General features: G+C 33.3%; 13 protein-coding genes. 5 read left to right on the top strand and 8 right to left on the bottom strand.

The window, feature by feature from the left end; all coding sequences use genetic code 11:
- Nucleotides 1-24: 24 nt before the first annotated feature.
- Complete coding sequence (locus BUB80_RS00060) at nt 25-1,047, top strand: DUF3828 domain-containing protein (RefSeq protein WP_073289773.1); 1,023 nt, start codon at nt 25-27, stop codon at nt 1,045-1,047.
- 96 nt (nt 1,048-1,143) lie between these two features.
- Here the strand turns inward: BUB80_RS00060 and BUB80_RS00065 are convergent, their stop codons facing one another.
- A complete protein-coding gene (locus tag BUB80_RS00065; protein WP_073289775.1) occupies nt 1,144-2,091 on the bottom strand; it encodes an MBL fold metallo-hydrolase in 948 nt (315 codons plus the stop codon).
- Between the two features lie 128 nt (nt 2,092-2,219).
- Nucleotides 2,220-3,638: a helix-turn-helix transcriptional regulator gene (locus tag BUB80_RS00070; protein ID WP_073289777.1), complete on the bottom strand. Its 1,419-nt coding sequence runs from the start codon at nt 3,636-3,638 to the stop codon at nt 2,220-2,222.
- A 333-nt stretch (nt 3,639-3,971) separates the two neighbouring features.
- On the opposite strand from BUB80_RS00070, the gene BUB80_RS00075 reads away from it, so the two are divergent.
- From BUB80_RS00075 to BUB80_RS00085, 3 genes are all read left to right on the top strand, one after another.
- The gene (locus BUB80_RS00075; RefSeq protein ID WP_073289779.1) at nt 3,972-6,032 is read left to right on the top strand and encodes a hypothetical protein; all 2,061 of its coding nucleotides are present in this window, start codon (nt 3,972-3,974) and stop codon (nt 6,030-6,032) included.
- Between the two features lie 740 nt (nt 6,033-6,772).
- The gene (locus BUB80_RS00080; RefSeq protein WP_073289781.1) at nt 6,773-7,570 is read left to right on the top strand and encodes an SDR family oxidoreductase; all 798 of its coding nucleotides are present in this window, start codon (nt 6,773-6,775) and stop codon (nt 7,568-7,570) included.
- Between the two features lie 257 nt (nt 7,571-7,827).
- Nucleotides 7,828-8,742 carry a helix-turn-helix domain-containing protein gene (locus tag BUB80_RS00085; RefSeq protein WP_073289783.1) on the top strand — a complete coding sequence of 305 codons (915 nt, stop codon included), beginning with the start codon at nt 7,828-7,830 and terminating at the stop codon, nt 8,740-8,742.
- 8 nt (nt 8,743-8,750) lie between these two features.
- On the opposite strand, the gene BUB80_RS00090 is transcribed toward BUB80_RS00085, so the two are convergent.
- The 5 genes from BUB80_RS00090 to BUB80_RS00110 form a co-directional block, all read right to left on the bottom strand.
- Complete coding sequence (locus BUB80_RS00090) at nt 8,751-9,656, bottom strand: hypothetical protein (protein WP_073289785.1); 906 nt, start codon at nt 9,654-9,656, stop codon at nt 8,751-8,753.
- 113 nt (nt 9,657-9,769) lie between these two features.
- Nucleotides 9,770-10,198, bottom strand: a complete 429-nt coding sequence (locus tag BUB80_RS00095) for a hypothetical protein (RefSeq protein WP_073289786.1) — start codon at nt 10,196-10,198, stop codon at nt 9,770-9,772.
- Nucleotides 10,199-11,085: 887 nt separating this feature from the next.
- Nucleotides 11,086-16,647: a beta strand repeat-containing protein gene (locus tag BUB80_RS00100; RefSeq protein WP_073289788.1), complete on the bottom strand. Its 5,562-nt coding sequence runs from the start codon at nt 16,645-16,647 to the stop codon at nt 11,086-11,088.
- A gap of 394 nt (nt 16,648-17,041) precedes the next feature.
- Complete coding sequence (locus BUB80_RS00105) at nt 17,042-18,397, bottom strand: tetratricopeptide repeat protein (protein ID WP_175549543.1); 1,356 nt, start codon at nt 18,395-18,397, stop codon at nt 17,042-17,044.
- A gap of 808 nt (nt 18,398-19,205) precedes the next feature.
- Complete coding sequence (locus BUB80_RS00110; protein ID WP_073289792.1) at nt 19,206-19,976, bottom strand: alpha/beta hydrolase family protein; 771 nt, start codon at nt 19,974-19,976, stop codon at nt 19,206-19,208.
- A gap of 356 nt (nt 19,977-20,332) precedes the next feature.
- On the opposite strand from BUB80_RS00110, the gene BUB80_RS00115 reads away from it, so the two are divergent.
- Nucleotides 20,333-20,968: an NAD(P)-dependent oxidoreductase gene (locus BUB80_RS00115; RefSeq protein ID WP_073290133.1), complete on the top strand. Its 636-nt coding sequence runs from the start codon at nt 20,333-20,335 to the stop codon at nt 20,966-20,968.
- 177 nt (nt 20,969-21,145) lie between these two features.
- Here BUB80_RS00115 and uvrA read toward each other — a convergent pair whose 3' ends face one another.
- Nucleotides 21,146-23,938 carry an excinuclease ABC subunit UvrA gene (gene uvrA / locus BUB80_RS00120; protein ID WP_073289794.1) on the bottom strand — a complete coding sequence of 931 codons (2,793 nt, stop codon included), beginning with the start codon at nt 23,936-23,938 and terminating at the stop codon, nt 21,146-21,148.
- Nucleotides 23,939-24,085 lie beyond the last annotated feature (147 nt).

Genomic DNA, 24,085 nt, shown 5'->3' on the forward strand with positions numbered 1-24,085 from the left:
TTAACATTTTAAGACTTTAATTTTATGAAAAAAATATTTCTTTTATCCATTTTTATTTGGCTGTTTGCGGGTTGTAAGCAAGAAAAAAAGGATGAAAATAAATCATCCACAATTGTAACTAATAATGATAATGAAGAGGCGATAAATAAAATAAAAGAATTTTACACATTATTTTATACTAGTAGCAAACCTTTCTATAATGAGGAATTAAAAAAGCAATATGTTTCCGAACGTATTATAAAAAGGATAGATAGTTTAAATTCAGACGAAGAAAACCTTATTCTAGATTATGACCCTTTTATAAATGGACAAGATTATGATGGAAATATTATAAAAAAAACAATAGAAATAAAACCTATAAATAATAAAAATGAGTATAGAGTAAGCTTTTTACTATTTGGAGAAAAAAATGAAAAGAAAACAAATATAGATTTACTATTAAAGAAAAATCAAGATGGAAAATTTCTCATATACAGTATATTAAGCAATGAGTATTTAAATTTCAATAACTTAAGCAAAAAAATAAATTCAGATACTAATCCAAATAAGGTTAATAAAGATGATTATATAATAAGCTTAATGAAAAGCAATCTTTCTACTCCTGAAAAAGTAACAAATCATTTAATTTTCACTAAAGATGAAAAAGGAGAATTAATAGTGAATACAGAAATATTAAATTATATTCAAAGAAATACAAGTGAAACTAATAATGCTTACACTATGGCATTATCTAAATATGTAACCAATCTTATAATTGAATATTATGAAAAGAATATATCAATTTTCACTGAAAATGATTTATTTAAGATTATTGCATATGCCGCAAATACAACAGATCCTTTGTTTAAAAAGTTTTGGAAGAATAATATTGAAAAATGGAGTAATGGAAATAAAGGATATATTCTAGGATTTTGTAATGTCGCATATCATAATCAGATATGGAATAAATTGACAGAGAACTTTAAACAGAATAAATATTATAATCTACCTTATTTAGAAGATATGGTATGGTTTGGAAGTGATTTTGATAAAACTGGAGCTCCATAATATATAATTAATCCTTTAGTGACATCGTCGTCACACTATGCAAAAAGTATAATATAAATACCTGTGCTCAAAAAATGCATTTTCTTACATAGAATTCTACAAATCAATCTTCTTTCCTTGTTCCGGGAAGATGTAAGTAACTCCTAGAGTCTTTTGTTCTTTAAGTTGTTTTTTTATTCGCTCTATATTATTATCTACAGGTTTAAGATGGGTGATAATGATAGGAACTTGTTTTAATTTTCCGGGTTGACAAAAACTGTTTAGGACGGTTAATTCAGATTCTAATAATTTGGGAGTAAGATGGCCAAACAAAGACTTGTCTGGCTGTTCATTTGGAAAAGAAACTTCAATTAAAATGCCTTTTAATTTTTGGGCATTAATATAAGGTGCAATCTGTTTCCATAAATTCTGAAGCAGGTTGCTTTGCTCTATAGAATCGCTGCCGGTATCTCCAAGATATAATAGATAATCACCATTTTGTCGTAAAAGAAATGCCGTACTCTCGTAAGGTTTTACATGGCTCAGTGGAAATGCCGTTACATACATCTCTGTATCGGTTAAAGGAATTTCCTTGCTTGTTTCTAAATTTACAATGCTGTATTTATTAAGATGAGGTGCTTCCCCAACATTGGTAAAGTTGGCCCAAGATTTCCATGAAAAATATTTATCTGTAAGTATTTCTGCTACAGAAGGAAGGGCGTAAATATATTTTTTAGTATCGTCGGGGCTGTTTAAAATCAAACCACTTGCATGATCTAGATGAGCATGAGAAATAAGATAGCCTTTAATATTTTTTTGGATCACCTGTAATGCTGAATTTCCCTTGAAGTTTCCTTTCTGTATGGCTTTTTCAATTCCTGAGCGTAATGTTCCGGCATCAAGACAAACATAATTTTCAGAATTCGCCGGAGCAGCCATATAACTGGATAAGTTACTTTCTTCACCGCCACCATATATTCCTAATGGAACCACTTTGAAACTGTTTTGAGCCGAACAAAGTATTGAAGAGGAAAAAATAATCAGAGGAAAAAAATATTTTCTCATATAGAATAGGTGCTATAGTTATATAGATTGAAGAATTATATTGCAAATTTAAATTAAAAAATGACGACCTACAAAATTTACGCAGAATAGACTTTATGAACAGGATTCTTTTAATTTATTCGTTTACATTATATTTTTGCTAACCATTTAGTTAAATCAACATCAGAAGATAGATTAAACTTTTTTTTCAAACGATACTTCTTGGTTTGTACAGTTCGTAGGGTTACATTTTCAATACGTGCTATATCTTTATTAATAAGATTTAGCCTTAAATAGGCACAGAATTTAATATCATGCTCGGTAAGCTCAGAATGTTGTTGAATAATTTTAGCATAAAACTCAGGATAAACTTCCTTAAATCTTATAAGAAAAAAGGGATCTCCATTTTTGGCTAGCATTATAATTTCATCAAAAGACTCGTTTACTTTTCTTTTCAGAAGATCAGTTTCTGTAGATTTTTCAAAAAGTAAGCTATCTTTCTGTCTCTGTTTTTTAAGGTAATTTTTTCGGATAAAATAAATCGTTAAAAAACATAAAATGATAATGCTTCCTATAATAAGATAAAGCTTGTTTTGCTTTTGTCGGTCTTCTTTCTCATTTTGTTTAACGATATTTTGTACAACAACATTTATGGCCTCTTTCTGTTCATTTTCTATGGTATCATTAATGAGTTTGTATTTTCTTAAGTATAAATCAGACTTTTCTTTGTTATTGAGAACACCGTAAATACTGGAAATAGAATCATATAAAACTCTTTTATTGATTTTAAATTTTATCTTTTCAAAGTACTGAAGAGATTTTAAATAATAGTCCAGTGTTTTTTCAGGGTTCTTTCTTACATATGATAAGTTTCCCCGACCATACCAAGCCAATCCTTTAATAGCAAGAATACTGCTGTCTTGTGCGGTTAATGCTTTATTCAGATAATATTCGGCAGAATCAAGATGGCTTTTACTTTTTATAAAACGATTGGCTATTTGAGTATAAACAATCCCGCTTGGTATATATTGCAAAGATTTTTTTTCTAGAACAATAAGAGAATCCTTTTGATTCATGAAGTTCAGCCGTTTCCAAATATGGGTGTAAAATAAAAGAAAGTTTTTCTGTTTTTCATTAGAAATTTGCCTAGAAAATTCTATGGCTTTATTAAAGTTTTCATTAGACTTTTCAAGCAATCCCAATTTTGTATCAATCTTGGCATATTCACTGTAAAGTCTTGCCTCTAATAATGGATCATTCATACCTTCCATTTCAACTTTAGCTTTGTCGAGATAATATATACTTTGATTGATTTTGCTTAATAAAAGAGAGATAAAAGCAATATTTATATAACCGTTAGCAACACCTACTTTGTCTTTCTTTTTCTGGCATTCTTTCAAAGCCTTCATATTATATTCTAATGCTTTTACAAATTCGCCTTTATCTGCAAATTCTGCAGTTACTTTTATGGTTTCAGGAAAAAAAGAATAATCTTGAGCATTATATTTTACTGTAAGTAGGAGGGTAAGCAGTAAAAGTATTTTAAAATTTGAATGAAATATCAACATTAACTTGTGTTTATTATCCAAAAGTAAAAATTTTATAAAAATAATTTTCTTAAATCTTTTAAAAATTTCTAAAATTCTTTAAAAATCATCATTAAAAGTATTTTTTAAGTACTGCATCTCTACTTGATGAGCGTTGTATGTTACTGATAATCAATTATAAATTGTTTTGTAGTGTCATTGTAGTCGCTCTTTTTCAGTATGCTGGTTATAGATTTGCAGAAACAAATGAACATCGAAATACTTTAAAATATACTAGTCATTTTTAAGTACGAGATACGATTCTAAACACACAAAAAGAACAAGAAAATTTATTACAAACAAAAAAAATTAAGAATGAAAAAAAATATATTTATATTATTTGGGTTGATATTTTCAAGCGCTGCCTTTTCGCAAGTGGGTATAAACACTGCTGATCCAAAAGCAACTTTTGATATTATTGCGAAAGATTCAAGAGGTACATCTACAACGCCTGAAGGATTATTAATTCCGAGAGTAGATCGAGAAAGAGCAGAGTCTATGTTTGGAGTAGCTATATCTACTTTGATTTATGTAAATGATGTGAAAACAGGTTTACAAAAAGGATCAGCATTAAATATAGATAGTATAGGTTATTATTATTTTGACGGGTTGTATTGGGTAAAACTAAATACAGATTCTGCAATCAATCCATTAGTGAATATATATAATTCTGATGGTATTCTTACTACTAATCGTATAGTAGATCAGGAAGATAAAACATTAACTTTTACAGGAACTAGGGTGAATTCGTTTTCAGTAGCTGGAGATACATTTTCAGTAGATGCGGCTAATAAAAGCATAGGAATTGGTACCATAAATCCACTTGCAAAAGTAGATGTGGTAGGTGATCGTTTCGGTATTAAAAGATCTGCAGGCTCTGGAAGTTGGGATAATCTTTGGTTTGATGTAGGTTCTTATGGTCCTTCAATAAATGCCTCAGGTGCAGAGAATGGTATAGATTTTAAGGTGGGAGCTAATGCTTCTGGGACTTATGGTGATGGGAATCAAGTGCTGACAACAGTAGCTACAATGCGTCCAGAAGGAAATATGGGAATTGGGACAACTACTCCTAATGTAAATGCTATATTAGAATTGAATGCCACTAATAGAGGTTTTCTTCCTCCTAGATTGACAACAGTTCAAAGGAATGCGATTCCGGCCGCAAGTAAACCAGCAGGATTAATGGTTTATAATACAAACACCAATTGTATGGAGTTTTGGAATTCATCATCATGGGTATCTACTTGTGCTGTTACGGCTCCCGTTGCCGGAGCTATTACTGCTGTTACCTGTGCAAGCGCAACCAATAATGGAACTTTATCAAAAGGAGTCGCAGTATCAGGAGTGACTTCAGTGATTCCTTATACTGGAGGAAATGGAGGTTCACATGGCGGACAAACAATTACATCTACAGGAGTTACAGGGCTTACGGCAACATTAGCTGCAGGAAGTTTTGCTAATGGAAACGGAACCCTTACTTATACTATCACAGGGACTCCATCTGGTGATGGCAATGCAAATTTTGCCATTAATATTGGTGGGCGTACTTGTACTTTAACGAGAGCTGTAATTGTTCCTGTAGGTACAATTGCTAGTTTAAATTGTGCAGGAGCAACTAATAATGGTACTTTAACTAGTAGAGTTGCTGCATCCGGAATAACATCTGTAATTTCGTATACAGGAGGAAATGCCGGTACATATACAGCACAAACAGTTACATCTACAGGAGTTACAGGGCTTACAGCTACCTTAGCTGCAGGAACATTAGCAAACGGTAATGGTACATTTACTTATACGATTACAGGAACACCTACATCAGCAGGTACTGCTAGTTTTGCGATCAATGTTGGAGGAAGATCATGTGTTTTAACAAGAACAGTAGCAGGTGCTGCAACGCCACCAAGTGGTTCTACCGCTTGTACAGCAAATTCATTTAAAATTCCGTTTGCGGCTACAAATGGATCAACGGTTTCAGGTACAATCAATGGAGTTCCTGTTAATGCTACGGTTAGTTATACAAATATTATCAGTAACTCTACATCACCTTGTGGACAACTCCTTGGTGGAGGCTATCAGATGGCAGCAAATGCACCAAGTAATAGTCGTCTCAAAATTAAATTTGATAAAAAAATAAGTAATCTTAAGATAAATACTATTACAGCAGGAGGAAGTAGTGGGCATATAATATATTTTAGAAATGGCGGAACAGCAATAAACCCAACATCCACTTCTTTAAGTAGCTCTCCTTGTAGCTCTACACTATACAATTTAGTAGATAATTATGGGGGATTATGGTTTGATGAAGTTGAGATTGTTTTTAGTAATTCAAATACACCAGGAATTATTTTTAGCTTTTGTGTTGGAGATGTTCAATAAAATATTCATTTCGTGTTTGTGTTTTGAGATTTCAGGGACTATTCATCCCAAGTCCCTGAAACTCTCTACAACATTTTAAAAATAAAAACTAGAGTTTTTTCATCTAAAGGTTATCCGTTTTTTATGAAAATACCTCTGATATTTTTAACAAAGAAAATTTTCCATAATTGAGGAGCGGGGAGGAATACCTATTTTATATCCCCGCTTAATTTTTTGAGAGTTAAAATTTGATTTAATACATAATGTAAGTGTTTTTCAGCCAAAGATCTATTTTTAGACTTTGGCTTTTTTGTATTCATACAATGATGTTATAAGATATGAAACCTGAATCTTAATTTTAGGAAACTCCTTTTTCTATATTGATAGATGAGCGCGTTTTATTTAAAATAAAACTTGTTTAAACTTTTAATTTAACCACAAAAGAGATAAAATATTAGCATATTATTTATTTAAGTTCATAATGAACTGCAAACAAGAACACATAAGTTTAAAAAAATCTTTGATTTTTATTCTTTTGTAAGCTTTGTTTTCAAATAGTTCAACTTTAAATGATTCAATAATAGCTTTTGTACCTTTTGTGGTTAAATTTTTTAATTAGTTTAAACAGGTTTATACTTAATGATTCATAAATGTGAAACGAAAAGGGGATTTCCATTTTGGCTACATCTTTATCCAATTTGGCAACTTCATCCTTTTCCCGAATACAGACCTTTGTCATGTAAAATTTAAACAAACAAAAAATGAAAACAATTTTTATAACAGGTGCTTCTACAGGATTAGGAAAAGCAACCGCAAAATTATTTCAAAGCAATGGGTGGAACGTTATCGCAACGATGAGAACACCGGAATCAGAAACGGAACTTTCTCAGCTTGACAATGTAACAGTTCTTCCGTTAGATGTTACCAACTCAGAGCAGATTCAATCCACCGTAAAAAAAGCATTAGAGATCAGTGATATTGATTTGGTTTTTAACAATGCAGGATATGGTTTAATTGGTCCATTGGAAGCATTGAATGATGACCAAATCGTAAAACAAATCAATACCAATTTATTAGGGGTTATCCGCGTAACACAGGCATTTATTCCTTATTTCAGAGAGAAGAGAAAAGGAATGTTTATTACAACAACTTCTATTGGTGGATTGATAGCATTTCCTTTAGCCTCAACGTATCACGCTACAAAATGGGCGTTGGAAGGTTGGAGTGAAAGTCTTGCATTTGAATTGAATAAATTCGGGATCAATGTAAAAACAGTTTCTCCAGGCGGAATTAAAACAGATTTCGTAAGCCGTTCTTTAGATACAGCCACCAGACCGGAATATCAGGAAATGATTGACGGACTGTTTTCAAGCATGGATGGTATGATGGACGCAGCTTCTGAGCCTTTACAAATCGCAGAAGTGGTTTATGAAGCAGCGACTGATGGGAAAAGCAAATTAAGATATGTTGCAGGAGAAGATGCCAATGCACTATACGCACAGCGTTTGGAATTGGGAGATGAAGCTTTCAGAGAGCAATTAGGTCAACAATTTATTTAGAAAATCTTAAAGTTATTCTAGTAGTAATTTGAAAGTAGTTTTAAACCATTAAGAAAAATTAAGTAGTAAGAAAAATCCACGGATTTCCTTAATCACAATTTCTTAAAGTGAAGCTCAATCTTAATATTCTAAAAACCTTAAGCATTTCTTAATGGTAGAAATAGTTGAAAACTTTTAATAAATTCAAGTAAAAAATAGCACAGGTATACAAGTATTTGTGCTGTTTTTTAATCTAAATAATTCTTACATTTATCATTATGGAAAAGAAAGAAAATGCCCCGCTGAAAATTGCATCCATTTCGGAATTGCATCGTTTATTGCAGCTTCCGAAACCTTTGCATCCATTAATAAGTTTGGTTGATAATACTGAAATGAGTGTCAATAAAGAATTACTCAATCGAAATTTTGTACTGAACTTTTATAAAATATCCTATAAGTTTTCTGAAAACGGGAAAATGGGGTACGGACAGGGATATTATGATTTCAATGAAGGAGGAATGATGTTCACGGCGCCCAATCAGGTTTTATCTACCGAAGAAGAGGCTGAATATCATGGATATACTTTATTGGTACATCCAGATTTTATAAGGAGTTATCCATTAGCAAAAAATATCAAAAATTTTGGTTTCTTTTCCTATGATACCAATGAAGCCCTGCATTTATCAGATAAAGAGAAAACGGTGATTGTAGGATTATTACACAATATTTTGGGTGAGCTCAATACCGCGATTGATGAGATCAGCCAGGATGTGATCGTATCTTATATTGAGGTTTTGCTGAATTACAGCAACCGTTTTTACAAGAGACAATTCATTACCCGAAAAAGTTTTAATAATGATCTGCTTTCGAAAATGGAAAATGTATTGGATGGCTATTTTAACAGACAGGAAACCTTAACAAAAGGACTTCCCACCGTGGAATTTTTAGCATCCGAACTCAACCTTTCACCACATTATTTAAGTGATATGCTCCGTAATTTAACCGGACAAAATGCTCAGCAACATATTCATGAAAAACTCATTGAAAAAGCGAAAGAGTATCTTACCACAACCAATTTTTCTGTGGCGGAAGTTGCTTATCAATTAGGTTTTGAACATTCACAATCTTTCAATAAATTATTTAAAAAGAAAATGAATACAACGCCGCTGAGCTATAAACAGTCTTTTAATTAAAATCAGGTTTATTCGCCATAAGGAAGATGTAATTTGCTGTTAACGAATTGATACATCTTTTCTCTGTCTTTCGGCATCGAAAGCATTATTTTTAGAAGGGTAGTAGTTTCACTTTTGGGATTTTCTTTCATGAAACGTTGAAATTCCTGAAGATTTTCAGGAGTAAATCCGCCCTCATCATTTTGGGTTGGAGTATTGTCGTAGCCTAAAAGATAAGCATATTGATAGCTTTGAAGTTCTTCGTTGATAGTCTTATTCAGTTTGGAAGTAGGGAAGTCCTGCAAAAATTTCTCACGCACTTCAACACGTTTTGCTACATCACGCCACGGAATTGAAATGGCAGCATCCGACTGAAAAAGCACTTTATCTTCTTCCTTCATGATTTCCAGATATTTTTGATAATCTGCTGTTAGTTTTCCATTAAAAATATTGAAATAAAAATCTGGCAACATGCGAAGTTCTGTGTAGGCTTCACCAACATCCCAAAACTCAACTCCTGTTTGTGTATAGGAATCAACCGTCTTTTTATATTTTTCCGGAACCTTTAATGTAGACTTATCGGTTTCTGGATGATAAACGTAAAATTCAAAAAACTGATCGAGTAAATGGGTTTCTTTTAATGTTAATAATGCGAGTGCAGAATCGTTTTCCTTTTTATAATTTTCATACATCAAATTGTTCTTTTCCGATGATGAATTTTCCAACATACTTATGATTTCATTCTTTCGATGTTGAAGATGGGTTAAAATTTCATTTTCTGACCGCAATGAATCCAAATAAACCGGAGGTAAGGAATAGGTAGTTTGTGTATTGATGATTTTAGTTTCTTCAGAAGGTTTTTCGGTCTTTTTTTCTTCTTTTTTACACGAATATACTAAAGAAAGTATCGCTAAACTTAGTGTCAATTTTTTCATAATGAGGTGTCTGATATATCAAAAATAATTTTTCCCTTAACTGGAGTTTAATAATGAACTTAAAATAATTGGTGTGTTAATCTTTTGTGGTAAATATTAAACATGTTGAATCCTTAGCAATCATTCATTTCGTAATTTACCTGATCGTATTTTTCGTCATAAGATTGGAATGTTTTGGCATTCGTAGGAACTTCTTTCACGTTCACATTCAATTTTTTGTTTCCATCCGGAGAGATCCAGAATCCTTGAAGAACGCCACCTGTTTTCTTTACGCTGATAATTCCCGTAATTCCGCCCTCTACCATAACCAAACGGTTTTCTTCATCGTCTGAAATTTCAAGATAGAGCCATTTGCTTATGTTGTCATATTTATACATTCCGGTATAGCTGGTAGTTGGGCAACCGGAAATTTCTTCTATTAAATATAAGGTAATGGGATATTTATCAATTGTTCCTTTGTAAAGATGTTTTTTAACTTCCTGTGCGTTCATTTTTCCAAAAGAAAATAGGATACAAAGGAAAGCTGTAATTTTGAATTTCATAGTGTTTACTTGAGTTATTAGATTATAATTTTCGGCAAATATAGAGGTTTAAAAATTACCTCATCGAGTGTCAAAGCTTGATGTAAAAATTAAAGTTTATTTGGAGAAATAGTAGAAATAAAAGAATCCGCTCTTTAGAAGCGGATCCAGTAGATAAATAGATCTCATTTTTTTAATTAGACAACAATAAAAAAGCACAGCCGACAATGCTGTGCTTAAATTTTTATTTCAAATTTAATTGCAATTCCAAAGTTGAAAAACGCAAAGAAAGTGTTCATTTCAGTTGTATTACGTAGTAAATGTAGGAATTATTTTAATACGGTGTGTAAATTTAATATTAACCCTTGTCATTTATCTAAGTTTATTGTGGGTAACTTTTGATATTACTTTTCGATAAGATATTTCAAACAAAATCATTCAATTAGGATTTGAACATTCGCAGTTCTTCAGTAAATTATTAAATAAAGAAAACGGCTACAATACCTTTCATCTATTGGCAGTTTTTTAATTAAAAGTATTAATAGGTCTTCGGTATAAAAAAACGGTCTCCTTTGTTATAAAAACATGAGAGACCGTTTTTCAAAAAAATAAGCATGAAAATCTATGTAAAATAAAAATTGAATTGTAATTGCATTTTATATTTAATCTTCATCTTTCTCTATATAATTTTTGATGTTTCTGTATTTATAGAGCATTTTTATGTTTTTAAGAAAAATCAAAAATTTCTTCATCATTTTGTAAGCTTTTAGAATCGTTTTATACTACTTTGAGGGATATTTATTTGTGTTGATCTAAAAATATTAGATTTAAAACAAGAGCCATCATCTTGCAACGATGACTCTAAAAAACACACTATGGAAATTGAAATTTAATTCTTATGTTTTATTTTATAAAGATTTTGTGTAAAGTTCTGCTTTCATATATCCTTTCCCCCAATTATAATTCTGACCAGAAGTACTCCAACTATTAAAATAAAACAGAACATTAGTACTTGAAGGATTTACTGTTTCTATATAACCGTTTAAACTATATGTAACAGTCATTGGAGAATAGGAAGTATTAGTAATGGTGTCTCCTAACGAGTTACCAATTGATACCATCCTGGAATGAGTTCCTCCTATTACAGGAACTGAATATTTTCTTGACCCAGGTACAAATTCTGACCCGTTTTTCAAGAATCTGACACCTACATATCCTCTATAGTTTTCTGCAGCAGTACCAGTAGTTGTTCCTGCCGGAATACTATAAGAAGTTGTGATTTTTGCTTCTGATCTAGCGGGGATAGTTACTGTTATACTCATTTTTAAATCAATGTTATTAACTTTTCCTATAGAAGTCACGTTATGCGTTACTGTAGTTGGTGAAGTAATATCATAAAAATCATTAAACTCCCATCTACTTTGATCACGTACAAGTTGCCAAGAAGCAACCCCATTAGCATCAGAAGTTAAAACTTTACCTGCACCTTGCGTGCCATCTGCAATTTTTACGGCTCCTCGTACATCTAATTTGTGAGTAGGTGCGGTAGTTCCTAAACCAATTCTGTCATTCGCAGCATCTACAGAAAAAGTTGCTCCGTCTACAGAAAATGAATTGGTTGTATTTCCTGTAAAAGCTAAGGTTTTATCGGCTTGAGCGACAATACGATTAGACGAAATAGTTCCGTTAGCATTATAAAGACTGGTATCTGTAGAAGCAGGAAGATCTTTCCACGTAGCAACACCATTTGCATCAGAAGTAAGGACTCTGTTATTAGCCTGTCCGCCATTTTCAATTCTTAATGAACCATTGATATGCAATTTTGCCGAAGGGGCTGAAGTTCCAACCCCGATGTTTCCATTTTCATCTATTCTCATTCTTTCATCACCTGATGTTTTCAGGGTAAGATCGGTAAGATTGGTGGTTCCGTTTCCTTTATATTTTGCAGAAATTCCTGTTCCTGCTCCCCAAGCGAAATTATTTCCTGCTCTTGGCGTAAAGTTGATGCTTCCAATATCCTCATTATTCACAAGATTTGTTGGTGCAGCTAAAGTTCCGTTTGCAGAACCAATATGAATGATCGGTGTTTTAGATCTTCCGAAACCTCTTAAGAATACTTCCTTTTCAGTACTGTTTACTTTATCATCTGCAACGATATCTAGTTTAGAGAAAGGAGCAGTAGTTCCCAAACCAATTCTGTCGTTCGCGGCATCTACTGAGAATGTATTTCCGTCTACTGAGAAAGCATTGGTAGAGCTTCCTGTGAAAGCTAATCTATTTGCTCCCTGAGCTACTGTTCTGTTTCCGGCAATTGTTCCGTCAGCTTTATAGATACTGGTATCTGTAGTAGCGGGAAGATCTTTCCAAGTAGCTACACCATTGGCATCAGAAGTAAGAACTCTATTATTGGCCTGAGAACCATTTGCAATTTTTACAGAACCTGCTACATGTAACTTATGGCTTGGCTCTTCAGTACCGATTCCTATGTTTCCGGTTTCAGTCACAATCATTCTTAGATCATTTGCACTAGCTGTACTGAATCTTATATCTGCCCCGGCTCCGGTGCCAACTTTTGAGGTAATATGAGCCCCTGAACCATGAAGATAATAGCTACCTAATCTTGGAATAAATGAAATCCCACCAATTAAATCTCCTTTTACCGAATTTTCTGGCTTACTTGCAGTACCATTAGCAGATGTAATTATAATATCTGAATTTTTTGTAGCCCCATGCCCTGATAGCCTGATTTCATTTTTTACAGCCCCAGTTTCTCCGCTTGCTAACATTTCTAATTTGGCTATAGGCGCTGTAGTTCCCAAACCAATTCTGTTATTCGCAGCATCTACTGAGAATGTTGTTCCATCTACCGAAAAAGCGTTTGCAGCTGTACCAGTAAATTCTAATCTGTTAGCTCCCTGAGCTACTGTTCTGTGTCCGGCAATGGTACCATTGGTATTATAAATACTTGTATTGGTAGTAGCTGGAAGATCTTTCCAAGTAGCTACACCATTGGCATCAGAAGTAAGCACTCTATTATTAGCCTGTTCTCCATTTTCAATTCTTAATGAACCATTGATGTGTAATTTTGCCGAAGGAGCTGAAGTTCCAACCCCGATGTTTCCATTTTCGTCTATTCTCATTCTTTCATCACCCGATGTTTTCAGGGTAAGATCGGTAAGATTGGTAGTTCCGTTGCCTTTATATTTTGCTGAAACTCCAGATCCTGCTCCCCACGCAAAATTATTTCCTGCTCTTGGTGTAAAGTTGATGCCTCCAATATCTTCATTATTTACAAGATTTGTTGGAGCAGCCAAAGTACCGTTTGCAGAACTTATATGAATAATAGGAGTTTTAGATCTACCGAAACCTCTTAAGAACATCTCTTTTTCAGTACTGTTTACTTTATTATCTGCAACAATATCAAGTTTGGCAAAAGGAGTAGTGGTTCCAATACCAATTCTGTCATTGGCAGCATCTACAGAAAATGTATCCCCATCAACAGAAAAGCCATTGGTTACTGTTGATGTAAATGTTAATTTTTTATTTCCTTGTGTTACCGTACGATCAGCATTAATAGTACCATTCGCATTATATAGATTGGTGTCTGTAGCAGCAGGAAGGTCTTTCCATGTAGCTACACCATTGGCATCAGAAGTTAAGACTTTGTTATTGGCCTGTGAACCATCTGCAATTCTTACAGAACCGTTAATATGCAATTTTGAACTAGGTACTGATGTTCCTATTCCAATTCTCCCATCTGAAGTAATTCGTATTCTTTCTTCAACTAAAGATCCTCTTCCAGGATAGCTTCCGATCATAAAATCTTCTTCTGATCCTGAGGTTATAGTATCTCCTGTTCGTACACTTCCAAGTTGCCAAGTTGCTCCTGCTGCGCTGGTACCATTATTGGAAAAACCTAAAAGCGTATGATTATTAGTAGCCAGTGGCGAAGTATTTCTTAGTGTCAGAATTGGGCTATGCCCCGTAGAAGAAGGTGCATCGATTAAGCTATATCTGCCATTTTTATTTTCCTTGCTTACTACATGCAAATTATTTTCAGGAGTTGTTGTTCCAATACCGACTCTATCATTTTTAGCGTCTACAGAAAAAGTTGTATCATCTACAGAAAAACCATTGGTAGCTGTTGTCGTGAATGCTAATTTGTTGGCTCCCTGATCTACTGTTCTGTTCCCGGCAAGTGCTCCGTCTGCTTTATAAATACTTGTATCGGTAGTTGCGGGAAGATCTTTCCAAGTAGCTACACCATTGGCATCAGAAGTAAGCACTCTATTATTAGCCTGTTCTCCATTTTCAATTCTTAATGAACCATTGATGTGTAATTTTGCCGAAGGGGCTGAAGTTCCAACCCCGATGTTTCCATTTTCATCTATTCTCATTCTTTCCTCACCCGATGTTTTCAGGGTAAGATCAGTAAGATTGGTTGTTCCGTTTCCTTTATATTTTGCTGAAAATCCAGATCCTGCTCCCCACGCAAAATTATTTCCTGCTCTTGGTGTAAAGTTGATGCCTCCAATATCTTCATTATTTACAAGATTTGTTGGAGCAGCTAAAGTACCGTTTGCAGAACCAATATGAATGATCGGTGTTTTAGATCTTCCGAAACCTCTTAAGAATACTTCCTTTTCAGTACTGTTTACTTTGTTATCTGCAACAATATCAAGTTTGGCAAAAGGAGTAGTGGTTCCAATACCAATTCTGTCATTGGCAGCATCTACAGAGAACGTATCTCCATCTACTGAGAAAGCATTGGTAGAAGTTCCCGTGAAGGCTAAAGTTTTATCGGCTTGTGCAACAGTACGGTTAGCTGAAATAGTTCCGTTAGAATTATAAAGACTGGTATCTGTATTGGTTGGAAGGTCTTTCCATGTAGCAACACCATCTGCGTTTGAAGTCAACACTTTATTGTTTCCCTGCGTGCCATCTACAATTTTTAGAGCTCCGGCAGTTGCAGATCTTACATCTAATTTGTTGGTAGGAGTGGTAGTTCCTATTCCCATATTTCCGTCAGCAAGCATTGTTGCTACAGTTGTTAGGGTTTGACCATCACCATATGTACCTACAGTATTTTTTCCTACATTAAATTGTAGTCCACCTTCAGCTCCTGATGCGTTGATTGTTGGGCTGCTGCCATCCACTTTAAACCAAAGGTTGTCCCAACTTCCACTATTTTCGGCATTTCTGATTCCTAAAACAGCACCGTTTCCAACAATATCTACTTTTGCTTTTGGAGCGGCAGTTCCTGCACCAATTCTATCATTTTTAGCATCTACGGAAAAAGTCGTTCCATCTACAGAAAAGGCATTGGTTGCAGTTCCTGTAAAGGCTAAGGTTTTATCAGTTTGAGCTACCGTACGGTTAGCAGAAATACTTCCGTTGGCGTTATAAAGACTGGTATCTATATTGGCAGGAAGATCTTTCCATGTAGCTACACCATTGGCATCAGAAGTAAGCACTCTATTATTAGCCTGTTCTCCATTTTCAATTCTTAATGAACCATTGATGTGTAATCTACTCTCAGGATTAGTTGTTCCTATTCCTACATTACCTGCTCCTGTAAGAACCATTCCGGGAGCTGAAGTTTTATTTGCCGCTGCATGAAATTGAAGCTTTTGGCTACTTACTCCTAAACCATAAAACTGACTTCCAGTAGCATTATTGTATACTGCTAGCTTTTTACCTGCTACTGCAGTATCATCTGTACCCCCAGTAATTGTCCCAAGGTCTAACCTATTTTGAGGCTCTACCGTACCAATTCCTACATTACCAGTGTTTTTAAGTACCATTTGAGGAGCATCATTTTTAGCGGATGCAGCATGTAACTGTAATGTATATCCATTTACTCCAAGTCCATAAAATGAGTTTCCATTAGGACTATTATACACGGCTAATTTTTTCCCTGCCTCGTCAGTTGCATCCTTTGCTGCATCCGATCCCAAATCTAATTTATTCTGTGGGATGGCAGTACCTAAACCTATTCTTTTATTGGCAGCATCTACAGAGAATGTATTTCCATCCACTGAAAATGTATTGACTGTAGTTCCTGTAAACTTCAATTTTTTGTCGCCGTGAGCTACGGTACGATCACTTTTTAATATACCATCTGCATCGTATATAGCTGCAGTAGATTCTGATTTCATTTTTACCCAAACAGTCCCATCAAAAAAATAGAACCCTGTTGCATTAATGTTTACAGATTTTCCTGTTGCAGAACCTGTAGAGACATTGTCTACATAGATCATTGTAGAGGCTATTATATTATCCATTGACTGAGCTCTTTGTCTGTCAACTCTGGGAATAAGTAATCCTTCAGGAATTTTAGTCGTTCCATTTGGATTCTTAGCCGTAATGTCTAAGGTAGATTTTGGATTGGGAGTGTTCATTCCGATTTGGGCATAAGCCACATTAGCTGTTACTAAAAGTACGCATGCTAAACCAAATTTCTTTTTCATTGTATAGTGGTGTTTATATTTCAACTGTGAGTAAACTAAGTAGGAGATATTGTAATAAAAGAATACATGTATCTGAATCTCAGTTTTGTTTGATGACAGGGCAAAGTTGAAACAAAAACACCAAAAATAGGTTACTACATCGTGACTACACGAGGTTAGTGTTTTGATTTTCAGTTATTTGAGTAGTTTGTTGTGGTCGTGTTGTAGTAGGGGGGTATTTTGAAATTTGGATATGGATACACTTATAAAACATGTAGTTTTAGATAATAATAGATTTAAAATCATGCGTATTTAAGTATAGGAATATTACGATAAGGGATACTTGAATAAAAAAAGTTATACCTTATAAATTTATAGAATCTTTAGTTTGTGATTTAAAAAAAATAATGCACACTTATAATTCAATGATCCATTTTACAAGATCAACATCGGCAGGAAGGTTAAGCTTCTTCTTAAGTCTGTACCTTTTTGTCTGAATTGCACGCACTGTAACATTTTCCAATCTGCTGATATCCTTATTGTTTAGTTCTAGCTTAATGTAGGCGCAAGATCTCACATCGTGTTCTGTAAGGTCTGGGCTCTGAATAATCAATTTTTCATAAAAATCATGAAACAGTTCCTTGAATTTTATCATAAAAAATGGGTCTCCGTTTTTAGCCAGTTCAGTTATCTCATCAAAAGAATGGCTGACTTTCTTTTTAAGTTGTTCCGTTTCCAATGATTGGGTTTCAATTAATTTATCTTTTTTCTTCTGATTTTTAATATTTTTCTTACGAATAAAATATACCAATCCTAAAAAGATAATAAAAATGACTCCTCCCAATAAATAAAACTTATTTCTTTCTTCTTGCTCTTTTTCCTGAAGTAGCCTTTCTATGGTTTTACCCATTACTTTTTGCTCATTAAAATTGATCGAGTCATTTAAAACAGTAAATTTCAAGAAATATTTTTGTGATTCTTCAGTATTACCAAGAAGTTTATAGGTGTCAGAAATATTTTTATATCCGGATCTTATATCAAATTTACGTTTGATTTTTTGAGAGATTTCAAGAGATTGAATGTAATAATCTAGCGCTTTATTATATTCTCCTTTTGTTTTATATAAATTACCAAAAATCTCCAAAGTCCTTGATTTTTCGTAAGGTAGGTTTTTGTTATTAGCTTGTAAAGATTTGTTTAAATAATATTCTGCAGAATCCAAATATACTTTTCTGGTAATAAAGTCATCTGCAATTTTAGTATACACTATAGTACGGTTAGTAGCAAGCAATAAACATTTATTTCTCATACTGTACGCTGAGTCTGGTTTTTTCAGCATTTCAAAATTGAACCATTTCCAAGAATAATTATAATATAAGTAGCCTCTTTTTACTTCTCTATCTTTTACCTTATTTAAGTATTGAATGGCTTTATTAAGATTTTTATTAGATTGTTTGAATAAATTAATTAGAGAATAATATCTCCCATATTCAGTGTATAATCTTGAGGAGAATAGGGGATTATTAATGTTGTTAATATCATCTTTTGCATCATCTAAGTATTGAAGTCCTTCTTTATACTTTCCAATGGTAATTAGATGGTTGGCAATATAGATATTCGTAATTACAATACCTTCAGTGTTTTTGGTCTTTTTAAAGTTATCTAAAGCTTTACTACTAAAATCAATAGCTTCTTCGAGTTTTCCTTTAAGCCTGTAATCCTCATTAATACTGTCCAGCTTTTTTAAGCTGTAGTTTTGTGAATAATGCACTGAACTAAGCATTAAAAACAGAACAAAGTAAGTTTTTAAAATGAGGTGGTTTTGGAACATTTAATTAAAATTTTAAATCAAAAATAAGTATTTACAAAGGAAGTTGAGATTAATATAAAGAAATAGTTGTTAAAATATAATAATTTGTATTTGTTTTTCCTTTAATGGGTTACTACAATATGACTTCATTTCATTTGCAAACTATAGAGTTACAGCAAGTACCGATTGGTAGTACGGATGTAGTAATCCTTTCTCCTTATTCATGCAATACATTTGCTTCTATAAATAATCAAAGGGGGATTATTTTATAAATACCCAAAGAGGAATTAAGGTTCCTTTTTTCATTCAGTGTTTGTGTTTAACAGTAGAGGCATAATCTCTACTGTTTTTTACACAAAAGACAAAGTATTATAAAAAATAATAATTGGATGATTATCAGTTTTCATAGCTTGCTAAGAATCGAATTTGAATCTAAAATTTAGAAAGGTTTATTTTGTTCATTGAACGGTTATTCATGAAAATATAATTAAAGAATATTTAAAATAAAAGAATCTGCTCTTTAGAAGCAGATCCAGTAGATAAATAGATCTCATTTTTTTAATTAGACAACAATAAAAAAGCACAGCCGACAATGCTGTGCTTAAATTTTTATTTCAAATTTAATTGCAATTCCAAAGTTGAAAAACGCAAAGAAAGTGTTCATTTCAGTTGTATTACATAGTAAATGTAGGAATTATTTTAATACGTTATGTAAATTTAATGTTAAAACTAACAAGTTATCCACAATTTATTGTGGATAACTTTTAAATCATTTATCGTTCAGGTATTTAAGAACAAAATCATTCAATATTTTTTTCTCTTTGATATTTCCTTTATTGTCCATTTTTCCATGATTAATATTGGTAGACTGCACAGTAATATGGTATTTTTCCTGTTCTTCTTTTGTGGGTAGAACACCTTCATCAGCCGGATAGTCATTAGAGCGCAATGTGTAAATTTTTGGAATTGAAGTTCTGGGAAGATACATTCTTCTATTATCCATTGCGATAATTTTATAGACTAAATCAGGATATTTATTTCCAAATAAAGCAATCATATCACCACCATTCGAATGCCCGATTAAGGTTAAATGCTTATAATCAAGTTCAGGTTTTGATTTTTTTAATTTATTTAAAACAAATAGAATGTTTTCAGTGCCATTTTCCCAAAAAGGCATTCTTACAATCTGTAGATTTCCTTCTAAAGGAAGTAATGAATCGGTTGGTAATTCATGCTGAATACTTACTACAAAATAGCCTTTGGATGCTAGTTTTTCTGTTAAATAAGAATAGATAAAATAATCTCCTCCTTTGTTTGCACCATAACCGTGATTGAAAATAATAACCTGCTGATTCAAAATTTTTCTGTTTGTTTCTGGGCTGTAAAAAGCAATCGGAATTTTTCTATTTCTGCTTTGGTCAAATAGAGTTAAAGTATCAAGCTTTACTTTATAATTAGAATTTGTGTGGATGTTGTTTTGGGAAGAACAAGTGAATAAAAATAAGATTAGGGGGAGAAAGAAGAGGGGGTTATTTTTCATTGTACTTTGACTAGTTGCAAAGATATAAAAATAGCTATGTATTCCTATTCAGATTGTTATGGTGTATTAACTTCCAAATTTAGAAAATCTCTAATGATCAATAAATCTTTGGCTAAAAAAATAATATAATTTGTGATCTGACAATTAATATTTTCACTTCTAGAATAAAAACCTATCTTTGGCTCATTAATATCTCTTTATAAATATTACCATTTTATTCAAGCGCATTTCTTTTGCCTTGAAATCTAAGGTTCAAATTTTCTGAACCCAATTATTCTATTTTTTAAATTTAAAAGACAAAAAAGCAAATCGGCTAGGTTACGATGTTGCCTCTTGTCGAAAATAAAGAGATCATTATGAAAACAAATACCATTGCCGTTATTGGCGGAACAGGAAAATCAGGAAGTTATCTTGTTCAGGCGCTTCTGAATAAAGGATATTCTATGAAGCTATTACTTCGAACTCCTGAAAATTTTACCCTTCAAAATCCTTTAATAGAAATTGTAAAAGGAGATGCAAGAGATTTTAATGCGGTAAATCATCTTATTAAAGGTTGCAGTTCGGTAATCAGTAAAATAGGGCAGCCTGTGGGTGAGCAATCTATATTTACGGATGCTACAAAAAATGTGATCCAATCGATGAATTTACATGGTATTACAAGATATATCGCGATTACAGGTCTTAATGTGGACACACCATTTGATCATAAAAATGAGAAAGTAAAAATGGCAACAGATTGGATGTACGAGAATTATCCTAAAACAACTAAAGATAAACAGGATGAATATGAAATTTTGAACAGCTGTAACTTAGATTGGACATTGGTAAGACTTCCATTAATTATTCCGACTTCTGAAAGTTTTCCGACTGAAACCAATTTGGAAGACTGTAAAGGAGAAAAAATAAGTGCTACCGATTTATCAGAGTTTCTGGTTTCTCAGATTGAGGATAAAACTTTTATTAAGCAGAGTCCGTTTTTGTATAATATTTAATTTTTTAAGCACAAATTTCACGAATTCCTTCACAAATAACACCATTTTAAAGCACTGAAAAAATGATTCTTGTTTCTAAGATGCAATAATAAATTCGTGAACATTCGTGAAAAATATTTGTGCAATTAGTGTTTAAAACAAAAAAAATAGAGCGTCACATTGACGCTCTATTGCTATTTATTGCTCCAGCTTTTCTTTAATATATTTCGCTGTATGAGATGTTTTATTTTTTGCTAATTCTTCCGGTGTTCCTGTGAAAACTACTTCACCACCATATTTTCCGGCTTCCGGACCAATGTCGATAATATGATCGGCTGATTTTATAATATCCGGTTGATGTTCAATAACAATCACTGAATGTCCAAGATCGATTAACGCTTGCAGGGATTTCAATAATTTTTGAATATCATGAAAATGTAAACCAGTTGACGGTTCATCGAATATAAATAAAGTCTTATCAGTTGTAACACCTTTTACCAAGAACGAAGCCAATTTCACACGCTGCGCTTCACCTCCGGAAAGAGTAGAAGAGCTTTGTCCTAATTGCAAATACCCCAAACCAACTTCCTGTAAAGGTTTTAATTTGGTTACGATTTTTTCTTCTTTATTTTCTTTGAAGAATTCTAATGATTCATCAACGGTCATGTGAAGGATATCAGAAATGTTCTTCTCATCGAATTTCACTTCCAGAATTTCATTTTTGAAACGGGTTCCTTTGCACGTTTCACATTCCAGCTCAATATCTGCCATGAACTGCATTGAAACATTAATGACCCCTTCACCTTTACATTCATCACATCTTCCGCCATCAACGTTGAAGGAGAAGTGTTTAGGTTTATAACCCATCATTTTTGAAACTTTCTGTTTGGCAAAAAGATCTCTGATGTCGTCATACGCCTTTAAGTAGGTTACAGGATTTGAACGGGATGATTTTCCGATAGGATTTTGATCAATTAATTCAATGTTTTTGATTAATTTTTTCGGAAACTCTACAGAATCGTAATCTCCTTTTTTACCGCCCATTCCCAATTGGATCTGAATGTCGTTCGTTAGAATTTCTTTCATCAGAGTAGATTTTCCACTTCCCGAAACTCCTGAAATAACAACCAGACTTTCCAAAGGAACGTCAACGTCTATATTTTTAAGATTATTTTGTCTGGCTCCTTTTATGTGGATCCATTCTTTTGCTTTTCTACGTTTTGCCGGAACTTCGATCTCCAGTCTTCCTGTTAGATATTTAGAAGTTAGAGTATCGGCATCTTTCAATTGTTTATAATCGCCTGCAAATACCAATTCACCACCAAGGTAGCCTGCTTCCGGACCAATATCGATGATGTAATCTGCTGCTCTCATAACATCTTCATCATGTTCCACAACAATTACTGTATTTCCAAGATCTCGAAGGTTTTTTAAAACACCAATTAGATTTTCGGTATCTCTGGAGTGTAATCCGATTGATGGTTCGTCCAATATATAGATGGAACCCACCAAAGAACTTCCTAAACTCGTCGCCAGGTTAATTCTCTGACTTTCACCACCGGAAAGTGTATTGGATGTTCTGTTAATGGTTAAATATCCTAATCCAACTTTCAGTAAAAACTCAATACGGGTTGTGATTTCATATAATAATCTTTTCGCGACTTCTTTATCATGATCAGATAGTTTAAAACTTTCAATCAAAGGAAATAGTTCATCCAAAGGAAGTTCAATAACCGATTGAATGTTATGGCCGTCAATCTTTACCCAGCTCGTTTCTTCACGCAATCTCAGACCTTCACAAGTAGGACAAAGCGTTTTTCCTCTATAACGGGAAAGCATCACGCGGTATTGAATCTTATATAGATTTTCTTCAAGCATTTTGAAGAAATTATTAAGCGATGGAAACCCTGTGCTTCCGTCACCTTTCCAAAGGTAATTTTTCTGTTCTTTGCTTAATTGATGGTAAGGCTTATGAATAGGGAAGTCTTTCGCTTTTTTAATGAAATCTTTCTTCCATTCGCTCATCGTTTCTCCTTTCCATGAAGCAACTGTATCTTCAAAAATGGATAGTGCTTTATTGGGGATCACTAAATCTTCATCAATTCCAATTACTTTTCCGTAGCCTTCACAAGTCGGGCAAGCGCCGTAAGGATTATTAAAGCTGAAGAAGTGAACGTTAGGTTCAAGAAACTCCATTCCATCCAATTCGAATTTATTGGAGAATTCTTTAACGCTTTCTGTTTCAATATTTTTAAGTGAACAATGACCTCTTCCTTCATAGAAAGCCATTTGAATAGAATCGGCCAACCTTTGAAGAAAACTTTCATCTTCTTCATAAGAAAAACGGTCAATCACCAAATTCATGCTCATTCCACTCTCAGGAACGAAACCAAAACTTTCCAGATCTTCAATCCCCGCTACATTTCCGTTGATTTCCAATCTTGTAAAACCTGCCACTTTCAAAACATTCAATGTTTCATTAAAGTTAGCAACGTCATATTCCAACGGAGCAAGCAATAAGAAAGAAGTATCTTTTTTTGATGATTTAATATAATCTACCACATCCGTAACCGAATCTTTTTTCACTTCTTCCCCCGAAACAGGAGAAAATGTTTTTCCGATCCTTGCGAATAAAAGTTTCATATAATCGTAGATCTCGGTAGAAGTTCCTACTGTAGAACGCGGATTAGACGAAATTACTTTTTGCTGAATGGCAATGGAGGGTGCTAATCCTTTAATGTCATCCACTTTTGGTTTCTCTAATTTACCCAAAAACTGACGGGCATAAGAGCTTAAACTCTCAACATATCTTCTCTGTCCCTCTGCATAAATGGTATCAAACGCTAAAGAAGATTTTCCGCTTCCGGAAACACCTGTAATAACGATTAATTTATTTTTCGGGATTAATACATCGATGTGTTTCAGGTTGTTAAGGTGTGCATTTTTAACAAAAACCTGTTTTTTAATATCTATTTCTTTAGTTGAAGCCATAGTAAATTTAAGACGAACAAAAATACAAAATTTTGGTGGATAAAATTGATTATTACTTTAGGGAACTATATACAATTCTGCACCTGCATGAAACTAAAGGAATACAGGGTATTGTTAATAAATTTTAATTTTCATCAAACCTTTGTT

This window comes from Chryseobacterium polytrichastri, assembly GCF_900142445.1.
GTDB lineage: Bacteria > Bacteroidota > Bacteroidia > Flavobacteriales > Weeksellaceae > Chryseobacterium > Chryseobacterium polytrichastri.